The following is an 11,369-nucleotide window of genomic DNA, read 5'->3' on the forward strand; positions in this document are numbered from 1 at the left end:
GCTGGTCCCATGGGCGGCATGACGCGAAACGACAAGAATCCCCACGCTGTAGAAGTCCGGGGACTGGTCAAGCACTACGGCGAGACCAAGGCCCTGGACGGGGTCGACCTGGATGTACGCGAAGGCACCGTCCTCGGTGTCCTCGGCCCCAACGGGGCGGGCAAGACCACCCTGGTGCGCTGCCTTTCCACCCTGATCGTCCCGGACGCCGGCACCGCCCGGGTCGCGGGTTACGACGTGGTCCGCCAGCCCCGGCAGTTGCGCCGCTCCATCGGCCTGACCGGCCAGTACGCCTCGGTCGACGAGAAGCTCTCCGGCTGGGAGAACCTCTACATGATCGGGCGGCTGCTCGACCTCTCCCGCAAGGACGCCCGGACCCGCGCCGACGAGCTGCTGGAGCGGTTCTCGCTGACAGAGGCCGCGAAGAAGGCCGTGATGAACTACTCCGGCGGCATGCGCCGCCGCCTGGACCTGGCCGCCTCGATGATCGGCCGCCCGGCCGTGCTCTACCTGGACGAGCCGACCACCGGTCTGGACCCCCGTACCCGCAACGAGGTGTGGGACGAGGTGCAGCGGATGGTCGCCGAGGGAGCCACGGTCCTGCTCACCACCCAGTACATGGAGGAGGCCGAGCAGCTCGCCGACGAGCTGACGGTCATCGACCGCGGCAGGGTCATCGCCAACGGCAAGGTCGACGAGCTGAAGGCGCGGGTCGGCGGCCGCACCCTGCGGATCCGGCCGTCCGATCCGGCCGACCTGCCGGGCATGGCCCGCGCCCTCGCGGAGACCGGGCTGGACGGCGTCGCCGGTTCCCAGGCCGTCCCGGACGAGGGAACGCTGCTGGTGCCGATCCTGGCGGACGAGCAACTGACCGCCGTGGTCGGTCTGCTGGCCGCCCGCGGGTACGCCATCTCCGACATCGGCACGTACCTGCCCAGCCTCGACGAGGTGTTCCTGTCCATCACCGGCCAGAAGCCCACCGTCCAGGACTCCGTTTCCACCGAGCAGACCGAGGAGGTCGCGGCATGAGCACCGTAACCACGACGAAGCCCACCACCCCGGCGGCCTCCCCGGCCGCCGGTCCCGTGCCGACGGCCGAGGGCCGGATCGGGCTGCGGGGCAACCTGCGCCACATCGGCGCCCTGGCCCGGCGCAATCTGCTCCAGATCAAGCAGGACCCGGAGTCGATGTTCGACGTCCTGTTCATGCCCGTCATCCTCACCCTGCTGTTCGTGTTCGTCTTCGGCGGCGCCGTGGCGGGCAAGGACAACCAGCACGTCTACGTCAACTACCTGATCCCCGGCCTGATGGCCATGATGGGCCTGAACATCGCGATGGCCGTCGGCACCGGTGTGAACGACGACTTCAAGAAGGGCGTCATGGACCGATTCCGGTCCATGCCCATCGCACGTTCCTCCGTGCTCATCGCGAAGATCATCGTGGAGGTCGGCCGGATGCTCGTCGCCACGAGCATCCTGCTGGGCATGGGATTCCTGCTCGGCCTGTCGGTCGAGGGATCCGTGCTCGACCTGTTCGCCGCCATCGCGCTCTCCACGCTGTTCGGCGCCTCGCTGATGTGGATCTTCATCCTGCTGGGTCTCAGCCTGAAGACCCCGCAGGCGGTCCAGGGAATGGCCATGATCGTCATCATGCCGCTCCAGTTCGGCAGTTCGATCTTCGCTTCCCCGTCCTCGATGCCGGGCTGGCTGCAGGCGTTCACGGACTACAACCCCCTCTCCACGCTGGCCGACGCTTCCCGCCACCTGATCAACGGCACGGGACCCGTCGCGCACTCGGTGTGGATGACGCTCGGCTGGACGGTGGCGATCACGGTCGTCACGGCCCCGCTCGCCGTGGCCAAATTCCGCAAGAAGACCTGACCCCCGGACCCGCTGGTCAGACGAGGGCGGTGGCCTCCTCCAGGGTGAGGCCGCCGCCTTCGGCGTACGCCGCCTCGTACGCGGCGTCGCCCAGGGCCTCCCGGGCGAGCCGCTCGGCCCGCTCGGCGTCCTCGCGTTCGGCGCTGCCCGTCACGTGGCCGGGCGGCACCAGGGCGCGGTAGGCGCCGACGAGCCGTGCGGCGTCCTGCGGCCGCCACGGGCCACCGGGCGCGGCGAGGGCGACCGCGGCCGTCACCAGGAACGTCGCGGGCAGGTACGGCGCCATCATGAGCGCGAGGGGATGGCGGGCGGTACCCGCGGCCTGGCGCACCGTCGCCAGCGCGTCTTCGTACCGTCCCTCCAGGTTGTCCAGCCAGGCCGTCGTGGCGAACAGGAACACCTCGAAGACGGCGAAGGCACCCGTGGCGAACTCCTCGCGCAGCAGCTGGATCTGGGCACGGGCCTCCGGGATCCGGCCGGTGGTGCCGAGCACGTTCGCGAGGAACATCCGGGCCGCGGGCATGGCCTCGTTGGTGAACTTCTCCATGGTGGAGAGGACGTCGGTCAGGATCTCCTCGGCCTCGACGAGCCGATCGCTCTCCGTGAGGGTGCCGGCCATCCGCACCCGCAGGACCGTCACCTGTGCCTTGGCGCCGAGGCGTTCGGCGTACGCGATGGCCGCCCGGTAGTCCTCGGCGGCCGGGCCGAACGCACCGCGCTTCTCGCGGGACTCCGCGCGCGCGGCCAGCGCCTCGGCGCATCCCCAGGCGTCGCCGAGTTCCTGGAAGAGGGCGAGGCTCTCGTCCGCGTCGCGGGAGGCCTCGCCGGCCCAGTCGCTGCGATTGGCGAGGACGTTGGCGCGGAGCTGGAGGGCGGAGGCGAGTTCCCAGCGGTAGCCGAGCGCGCGGGCGGTCTCGACGGTCTTGTCCACGACGACCTTGAGCAGCTCCGGATCACCCGCGATCATCACGGCGTAGATCCAGAGGGCGGCCGGGGGCCGGCAGGTCTGCGGGAGCCCGGGGCGGTAGGTGGCGAGCACGCCGTCGACGATGGCCCGGACCTCAGGGGTGTCCCAGTTCTCGCTGTTGTGGTCGCGGGAGGTCAGACGGACGAGATACAGGGCGCGCCAGCCCTCGGCGAGCAGTTCGCCGGTGTAGGGCGGGGGCGTGTCGACGAGCCGCTCGTGGACGGGCTCGGCGACGGTGCAGGGCGGCACGAAGGGGTCGGGGCCGAGCGCGGCGGCCGCGTCGGTCCAGTGCCGTGCCTCGGTGCGCAGGTCCTGCATGTGCCAGTACCAGCCCAGCGAGTGGACCAGGCACAGTACTTCGCCGACGTCGCGGACGGCGACGGCCCGGCGCAGGGCGCTCCGGAGGTTCTCGTACTCGGTGGCGATCCGGTCGGCGGCCGCGCGCTGGCCGTGGCCGCGGAGCAGGGGTTCGGTGGTGCGGGCCAGCTCGCGGTAGTGGACCAGGTGGCGGTGCTCGGTGTCCTCGCGGTCGCCGCCCGCCTCCGCGAGGCGCTCGGCCGCGTACTCGCCGACGGTCTCCAGAAGGCGGTAGCGCATGGCGGAGCCGTCCGGGCCGGGAGCGGCGATGACGAGGGACTTGTCGACGAGGGAGCCGAGGACGTCGGCGGCGTCGTAGGAAGGGTCGGCGCAGACGTCTTCGGCGGCGTCCAGGTCACAGCCGCCGGCGAAGACGGACAGGCGGCGCAGAACGGTGCGTTCGGCCTCGTCGAGGAGGTCCCAGGACCAGTCGACGACGGCGCGCAGGGTCTGCTGGCGGGGCAGGACGGTACGGGCGCCGCCGGTCAGGAGCCGGAAGCGGTCGTCGAGGCGGTCGGCGATCTGGCGCGGGGTGAGCAGCCGCAGCCGGGCGGCGGCCAGCTCGATGGCCAGCGGCAGCCCGTCGAGGCGGCGGCAGATCTCCGCGGCGGCGACCGGATCCTCGTCGGGTGTGAAGCCAGGGCGGGCTGCGGCTCCCCGGTCGGCGAGCAGGCGCAGCGCGACGGGGTCGGGCAGCGGCTCCAGGGGACGCAGGAACTCCCCCGGCACGCCGAGGGGTTCGCGGCTGGTGGCGAGGATCCGTACGCCGGGGCAGTGGGTGAGGAGCCGCTCGGCGAGCTCGGCGGCGGCGCCGATGACGTGCTCGCAGTTGTCGAGGAGCAGCAGGAGCCGGCGCCGGGCGCAGTGCTCGGCGAGCCGGTCGAGGGGGTTGTCGCCGGTGCGGTCGGTCAGCGCCCGCAGTTCCTCGGCGGAGGCGCCGCGCAGCTTGGTCTCGCGCGCGCCGAGGGCGGCGAGGGCTGCCTCGGCGACGTCCTCGGGGTCGTCGACGGGGGCGAGCTCGACGAGCCACACCCCGTCGGGCCAGCCGCCGCCGGGCGCGTGCCGTTCGGCGGCCTCCTGCGACAGCCGGGTCTTCCCGGCGCCGCCGGGGCCGAGGAGCGTGACGAGCCGGGCCCGCGCGAAATCCTCCCCGAGCACGCGGATGTCCTCCTCCCGTCCGACGAAGGAGGTGAGCCGCGCCCTCAGGTTCCCTACGGAACCGCCGGGGGCGACCGGGGGGTGGGCTGCCGGGGTGGGCGCGGTCGTCGGGGTGGGCGGAGCCTGGACCGCCGGGGTGAGGAGTTCGGTGTGGAGGGCGCGGAGGTGGGGACCCGGGTCCGTGCCCAGGCGGGCCGCCAGGTCGAGGCGTACGGTCTCGTAGGCGGCCAGCGCCTCCGCGGGACGGCCCACCGCGCGCAGGGCCCGGATCCGCAGCACCTGGAGGGGCTCGTCCAGGGGGGCCCGGGCGCACAGTTCGGCCAGCTCCGGCAGCGCTTGTTCCGCCCGGCCCAGCTCCAGGGCCGCGGCGAGCCGACCCCGGCGCGCGTCCATCCGTACGGCTTCCCAGCGCGCGGACTCCGCGGCCGCCTCGGGCAGGGAGGCCAGCGCCGGGCCCCGCCACAGCGCGAGGGCCTCGTCGTACAGAGCCGCCGCCGAAGCCGGATCCGGTGCTTGGGCGGCGGCACGCACGAGCCGCTCGAACCGGTAGGCGTCGATGTCCTCCCGCTCCGCGTCCAGCAGGTAGCCGCCGTCGGTGGAGCGCACCGCCGCCGGCCCCAGCACCCGCCGCAGCCTCCCCACCAAGGCCTGGAGCGCCGGCACCGCCTCGGCGGGCGGGTCGGCGTCCCAGACCTCGTCGACGAGCCGCCCGGCCGGGACGGCCCGCCCGGGGCGCAGGGCGAGCGAGGTCAGGAGCGCCCGCAGGCGCGCGCCTCCGACGGCGACGGTGCTCCCGTCGTCGTGGGCGGCCTGGGTGGTACCGAGAATCGCGTAGCGCACCGGCCCATTGTCCCCGGCCCCACGGTCCGGCCCGCCCGGGCACCGGGATAGGTTTCGCCGCATGGGTCATCAGGGCAGCCGCGGCGAGCGGCAGATCAGTTCCGTATTCCTCGGCATCGTCGCCGTCATGGCGGTCACCGGCTGGGCGGTGTGGACCGGGTACGCCGCCAGTCCGGGGCTGGCCGTGTTCCTCTTCGTGACGTCGGCGTGGATCGTCTCCCTGTGCCTGCACGAGTACGCGCACGCCCGCACCGCGCTGCACGGCGGCGATCTCACGGTGGGCGCGAAGGGCTACCTGACGCTGAACCCGCTGAAGTACACGCACACGCTGCTCAGCATCGTACTGCCGGTGATCTTCGTGATCCTGGGCGGCATCGGCCTCCCCGGCGGCGCGGTGTTCATCGATCGGGGCAGCATCCAGGGCCGCTGGAAGCACAGCCTCATCTCGGCGGCGGGCCCGCTGACCAACGCGGCCTTCGCCGTGGTGTGCACGGCCCCGTTCTGGCTGGACGCCCTCGACGGGGTGCCGCTGGCCTTCCGCTACGCGCTGGCCTTCCTGGCCATGCTGCAGGTCACGGCGGCGATCCTGAACTCCCTGCCGGTACCGGGCCTGGACGGCTACGGGGTCATCGAGCCCTGGCTGTCGTACCGGGTGCGCCGCGAGGTGGAGCCGCTGGCCCAGTTCGGCCTGCTGGCCGTGTTCGCGCTGCTGTGGATCCCGGGGGTCAACGCGTTCTTCTTCGGAGCGGTGGACGGCCTGATGTCCGCGCTCGGCGTGTCGGGCCTGGAGACGGACTGCGGCCGCGAGCTGTACACCTTCTGGCGGGAGGCCAGCGGCTTCTGCCCGGTCCCGCAGGACTGACGGGCGGCCGGGACGGGCGGCCGGTGCTGTGACCGGAAAGGTTCGCCGGTTCGCGGCGCCCGGTGCGGTGCATCGCAAGGCGGAGGACCGCGGACGTACTGGACATAGCCCCGGGGTTCTACAACGCGTCGAGGTGCGGTGCCGGATGCCGCAGCCGGTGGACCTGTCCGGCCTAGATCGTGTTGCGTGCGGCGGAGGCCTTCTCGGCCTTCGCCTTGCGCAGGTAATACCAGGCCATGTTGGACGTGAGGCCGGCGAGCAGCACCCAGATGATCCCGAGGAAGCTGCCCTCGACGAAGGCGACGACGGCCGCGGCCACCGCACAGACGCAGACGACAAGGGCGAAGACGGCAAGGCGGGGCATGGGCGGAGCTCCTCGAAAACACTGAACGGGGTCGAGCCCGTCCAGTGTCCCCCATGCCCCGCAGTGCTGCCGTAAGGGCGTCGCCGATCGCACCGGTTCGTTTTCGGCTTCGCCTGACCTTCTGTACCCCATGGCATTACGGTTCGGCGGATACGCACCGTATTCCGCGCGTCACAGGACGAACAGCCGGCTTGCTCGGCCCGCGGCGTATGACGCCGGGCGAGTGGGGGGAGCACGCATGCAGGAAATCTCCAAGGGCGCGAACGTCAGCCTGACCGCCCTGAGCGAGGACGCCGGGGCCGTCGTCGTGAGCTTGGGCTGGACCAGCGCCACCGGCGCGGGCGATGCCGACGTCTCCGTTCTGCTTCTGGACGAGAACGGCAAGATCCGGAGCGAGAACGACTTCTACTTCTACAACCACCCCGCCGCCGCGGACGGAAGCGTCCAGCTCCTGGGCAAGACGCCGTCCTCGAACGGTGACGAGGACCGCATCAGCGTGGACCTCACCGCCGTCCCCGAGGATGTGGCGCGGATCGTGGTGGCGGCCAGCCAGTACGGCGGGGCGCGCTTCGGGGATCTCGACGACCTGCGGATGACGGTCTCGGACCGGTCGGGGGAGCCGCTCGTCGGGTACTCCATCGAGGACGCGGGCGCGGAAACGGCCTTCATCTTCGGTGAGCTGTACCGACGCGGTGAGGAGTGGAAGTTCCGGGCCGTGGGGCAGGGGTACGAGACCGGCCTCGCCGGCCTGGCCACGGACTTCGGCATCGACGTACTGGAGGACGCCGAGCCGGCGACAGCGGCGACGCCCGCAGTGGCGTCCGCGGCCCTTCCCGCCGCCGTGCCCGCCCAGACGCGCGGCCGAGCACCCCGCACGACGAGGAAGAAGATCACCCTGCCCAAGGTGGCCAAGAGGTCCCTCGCCGAGAACGAGTCCTGGCGCACCGCGCGGCTCTTCCCCGTGCCGTCTCTCAAGAGCGACAAGGAGCGCGAGGTCCGGGCGACCTCCGTACTGCTGTCCGTCATGGCGGAGGTGCCCGAGCTGGGCCGCCGCCTCACCGCCGGATTCGGGGCACCCTCCGGCCGTATGCAGACCTTCACCGAGGTCTCCCTCCCCCATGGCGACACCCCTAGGCGGCCGGACGGGGTGATCCGGGTGGAACGCGCGGGCAAGCTGTGGACGGCCCTCATGGAGACCAAGACGCACGGCAACGCGCTCAAGGACGAGCAGGTCCAGCAGTACATGGACATCGCCGCTCGCCGGGGCTACGAGGCGGTGATCACGCTCTCCAACGACGTGGCCCTGGACGGCTCACCCGTGGTCGACGTCAAGATCGACGGGCGGCGCAAGCACAAGGTCAGCCTCTGGCACCTGTCCTGGGCCGAGGTGGCCCACCAGGCCCAGATGCTCATCCGCCACGAGGGCGTCGGCAACCCCGCCCACGCCTGGCTCCTCCAGGAGTTCCTGGAGTACCTCCAGCACGAGAACTCAGGCTGCCACGGATTCCAGAACATGGGCCCCGCCTGGGTGCCCGTACGCAAGGGCATCGAGGACGAGACCATCAGCCCTGACGACGCGCGCGCCGTCGACGTCGTCGAGAGCTGGGAGCGGCTGATCCGCCAGGTCTGTCTGCGCCTGGGCGGTGAGTTGGGGCAGAAGGCCCTGCCCGTACAGCGGACCCGGCGCGACAGCGATCCACGGGCCCGGCGGGGCACGGCGGCCTCGTCGCTGTGCGCCGACGGGAGGCTCTCGGCCGAACTGCGCATCGACGGGACGAGCTCCGTCATCGCCGTCACCGCCGATCTGCGGACCGGCAAGGTCCGGACCTCGGTGGACATCCCCGCCCCGGAGGGCTCGTATCCGCTGGCCATGGTGAAGCGACTGCTGAGGGCGCTGGCCGAAGCTCCGGCGGACCTGCACGTCCAGAGTCTGGTGGAGGGCGGGAACGGGCCGCGCGGCACCCTGGAGCGGTTGCGCCCGGAGCCCGGCGATCTGCTGCCGAAGGACGGGGCCACGCCGACCGGGTTCCGGCTGTCGCTGATCAAGGGAATGGGCAACACCCGGGGCAACACGGAGTCCGGTTTCATCCGGGGTGTCGACGCCGCGGTCGAGCGTTTCTACCAGGGTGTGGTGGCCCACCTGGGCGCCGTCGAGGCCCGCGGCGGCCGCCGGGGCTGACCGCTTTCCCCGCCGGTCCGGTCCGGGGTCCGGTCCCGGGGTCCGGTCCCGGGGCCGGACCGCCCGGTGCGTCGGGACCCGGGTCAGAGGTCCGTCACGCGCAGGCCCGCGTGGGCCTTGTAGCGGCGGTTGGTGGAGATCAGGTTGGCTACCAGGGACTCGACCTGGTGAGCGTTGCGCAGGCGGCCCGCGAAGACGCCGCGCATGCCGGGGATGCGGGCGGCCAGGGCCTGGACGACGTCCGTGTCGGCGCGGGCCTCGCCGAGGACCATCACATCGGTGTCGATCTCGTCGATCGACTCGTCCTGGAGCAGGACGGCCGAGAGGTGGTGGAAGGCGGCGGTGACGCGGGAGTCCGGGAGCAGGGCGGCGGCCTGCTGGGCGGCGCTGCCCTCTTCCACCTGGAGGGCGTACGCGCCCTGCTTGTCGAAGCCGAGGGGGTTGACGCAGTCCACCACGAGCTTGCCCGCGAGGTCCTCGCGCAGCGCTTCGAGGGTCTTGGCGTGGCCCTCCCACGGCACCGCGATGATGACGATGTCGCTGCGGCGCGCGCACTCGGCGTTGTCCGCGCCCTCCACGCCCAGGCCCAGTTCGCCGGCCGCGTTCTGCGCGCGGTCGGCGGCGCGGGAGCCGATGATCACCTTCTGGCCGGCCCTGGCGAGCCGGTAGGCCAGGCCCCGGCCCTGGTCACCGGTGCCGCCGAGGACGCCGACGACGAGGCCGGACACGTCCGGCAGCTCCCACGGGTCCTTGACCGGCGGCTTCTGCGTGTTGTCTGAGGAAGTCATGGGGGCGAGGGTACTGCCGGGTAGCCCACAGTCGAAGGGGAGGGAACCGCTCCCCGTGTCGCTCGCATGGTGCAGGATGCCGATATGGACGCCGTGAGGGTGGCGCTGCTGCGCGAGGTGCTCGCCGGTACGCAGTGGCCGGGCGCAGCGCGCCGCTTCGCCGGATCGCTGCGCCGGTCCGTCGTACCGGCCGGCGGTCAGCTGCTGCTGGTGGGTACCGCAGGCTACGAGCCCTGGCATCTGGCGGCGCACCTGGTGGACGAGGCCGCCTGGTCGGGTCTGTCGGAGCTGGCGCCCACGCTCGTACGCCACCACGTGCGGCCCGGGGAGCCGCCGCACCTGTCGGTGGGGCTGGGCCGGCTGACTGCGGCCCGGCGCGGGCACACCCTGCTGGTGGTGGCCCCGGGGGCGCCCGGTGAGGGCTTGCTGGAGCGCGTCCACGACGCGCGGCGCGCGGGGGCGACCGTACTGTCCCTGGACGGCGGGGACCCGGATCTGGGCACACTCGCGCACGACGCACTGTCGGTACCGGAACCCGTCGGCGATATGGATCTCGACACGGTGCAGCACCTGGTCAGCGCGGCGGCCGGGGAGAACGGCACGCCCGTGCAGCGCGCACCGCGCCGCTTCAGGGACCGGCTGGCGCGGCTGGCCGACCACCTGACCGCGCCGCCGCCCAGCCGCTGGTAGGGCCTACGCCCCGCCCGTGCCGGTGGTGCCCTCTTCGTCCTCGCGGGTCTTGTCGTTCCACTTGGGGTCGTTCTGCCATTCGAGGTTGCGTTCCTGCGCCGTCTCCATGGCGTGGTTCGCCTCCTCCGGGGTTGCGTAGGGCCCGAACCGGTCCTTGGCCGGACAGTCGGGGCCTTCCTCGACCTTCTTGTGGACCAGGCAGTAGTACCACTCGCCTGGTTTGCCCACCTGACGCTTCTTGAACAGGGCCATCGTCGTCGGGCTCCTCTCATACCGCTCTGTCCCGCCATGCTGCCCCATCACCGCTGGATACACTCGCTCGCATGTCTGGCCAGTCGCTGCTCGTACCAGGCGAGCTCTCTCCCGTCCGTTCCGTTCCCGGAAACATCCGCCGGCCCGAGTACGTGGGCAAGCCCGCGCCCACTCCGTACACCGGACCGGAGGTGCAGACGGCCGAGACCATCGAGGCCATGCGCATCGCCGGCCGGATCGCCGCCCAGGCGATGGAAGAGGCCGCGAAGCTGATCGCGCCGGGGGTGACCACCGACGAGCTCGACCGGGTCGCCCACGCGTACATGTGCGACCACGGGGCCTACCCCTCGACGCTCGGCTACCGGGGCTTCCCCAAGTCGCTGTGTTCCTCCGTGAACGAGGTCATCTGCCACGGCATCCCCGATTCCACCGTCCTGCGCGACGGCGACATCGTGAACCTCGACGTGACCGCGTACATCGGCGGCGTGCACGGCGACAACAACGCGACCTACCTCTGCGGGGAGGTGGACGAGGAGTCGCGGCTGCTGGTGGATCGCACCCGGGAGGCGCTGAACCGGGCCATCAAGGCCGTCAAGCCGGGCCGCCAGATCAACATCATCGGCCGGGTCATCGAGTCGTACGCGAAGCGCTTCGGCTACGGCGTGGTCCGGGACTTCACCGGCCACGGCATCAACTCGTCCTTCCACTCCGGCCTGATCGTCCCGCACTACGACAGCCCGCACGCCACCACCGTCATCGAGCCCGGCATGACCTTCACCATCGAGCCGATGCTGACGCTGGGCACCCACGAGTACGACATGTGGGAGGACGGCTGGACGGTCGTCACCAAGGACCGCAAGCGCACGGCGCAGTTCGAGCACACGCTGGTGGTGACGGACGCGGGCGCGGAGATCCTCACCCTCCCGTAGCCGCTCCAGCGGTTCCTCGGCGACCACGACCGGGCCCGGGCCCGCGGCCCCCGCTGGACCCCTCCCGCCCCCCAGGCGGCAGGCGACAACGGGGAGGAGCCGT

10 protein-coding genes are annotated in these 11,369 nt (G+C 72.0%); 6 read left to right on the forward strand and 4 right to left on the reverse strand.

The genetic code is table 11. From position 1 onward, the window contains the following. The first annotated feature begins 9 nt into the window (after positions 1–9). Both ACWGIU_RS15875 and ACWGIU_RS15880 read left to right on the forward strand, forming a co-directional pair. A complete protein-coding gene (locus ACWGIU_RS15875) occupies positions 10–1,029 on the forward strand; it encodes an ATP-binding cassette domain-containing protein (RefSeq protein WP_453706189.1) in 1,020 nt (339 codons plus the stop codon). Then, a complete protein-coding gene (locus ACWGIU_RS15880; protein ID WP_453706173.1) occupies positions 1,026–1,880 on the forward strand; it encodes an ABC transporter permease in 855 nt (284 codons plus the stop codon). The genes ACWGIU_RS15875 and ACWGIU_RS15880 overlap by 4 nt, the downstream gene beginning before the upstream one ends. Before the next feature lie 16 nt (positions 1,881–1,896). On the opposite strand, the gene ACWGIU_RS15885 is transcribed toward ACWGIU_RS15880, so the two are convergent. Then, positions 1,897–5,202 (reverse strand): BTAD domain-containing putative transcriptional regulator, encoded by a 3,306-nt coding sequence (locus tag ACWGIU_RS15885; protein ID WP_453706175.1) that lies wholly within the window; start codon positions 5,200–5,202, stop codon positions 1,897–1,899. 61 nt (positions 5,203–5,263) lie between these two features. Between ACWGIU_RS15885 and ACWGIU_RS15890 the strand changes: the two genes are divergently transcribed. Further along, positions 5,264–6,064, forward strand: coding sequence for a site-2 protease family protein (locus ACWGIU_RS15890; protein ID WP_453706177.1), 801 nt, complete (start codon positions 5,264–5,266; stop codon positions 6,062–6,064). Positions 6,065–6,236: 172 nt separating this feature from the next. On the opposite strand, the gene ACWGIU_RS15895 is transcribed toward ACWGIU_RS15890, so the two are convergent. Next, positions 6,237–6,428 (reverse strand): hypothetical protein, encoded by a 192-nt coding sequence (locus ACWGIU_RS15895; protein ID WP_453706179.1) that lies wholly within the window; start codon positions 6,426–6,428, stop codon positions 6,237–6,239. A 238-nt stretch (positions 6,429–6,666) separates the two neighbouring features. Here ACWGIU_RS15895 and ACWGIU_RS15900 point away from each other — a divergent pair, with 238 nt between their 5' ends. Further along, complete coding sequence (locus ACWGIU_RS15900; RefSeq protein ID WP_453706181.1) at positions 6,667–8,607, forward strand: TerD family protein; 1,941 nt, start codon at positions 6,667–6,669, stop codon at positions 8,605–8,607. A gap of 83 nt (positions 8,608–8,690) precedes the next feature. Here the strand turns inward: ACWGIU_RS15900 and npdG are convergent, their stop codons facing one another. Then, positions 8,691–9,395, reverse strand: a complete 705-nt coding sequence (npdG, locus tag ACWGIU_RS15905) for an NADPH-dependent F420 reductase (protein ID WP_453706183.1) — start codon at positions 9,393–9,395, stop codon at positions 8,691–8,693. An 84-nt stretch (positions 9,396–9,479) separates the two neighbouring features. Between npdG and ACWGIU_RS15910 the strand changes: the two genes are divergently transcribed. Further along, entirely contained in the window at positions 9,480–10,085 is a 606-nt protein-coding gene (locus ACWGIU_RS15910; RefSeq protein ID WP_453706185.1) for a hypothetical protein, read from the forward strand. Positions 10,086–10,088: 3 nt separating this feature from the next. Here ACWGIU_RS15910 and ACWGIU_RS15915 read toward each other — a convergent pair whose 3' ends face one another. Then, positions 10,089–10,337 carry a hypothetical protein gene (locus ACWGIU_RS15915; RefSeq protein WP_030733080.1) on the reverse strand — a complete coding sequence of 83 codons (249 nt, stop codon included), beginning with the start codon at positions 10,335–10,337 and terminating at the stop codon, positions 10,089–10,091. 71 nt (positions 10,338–10,408) lie between these two features. Here ACWGIU_RS15915 and map point away from each other — a divergent pair, with 71 nt between their 5' ends. After that, a complete protein-coding gene (gene map, locus ACWGIU_RS15920) occupies positions 10,409–11,266 on the forward strand; it encodes a type I methionyl aminopeptidase (protein WP_453706187.1) in 858 nt (285 codons plus the stop codon). Positions 11,267–11,369 lie beyond the last annotated feature (103 nt).

Source organism: Streptomyces sp. NPDC054840, assembly GCF_053611065.1.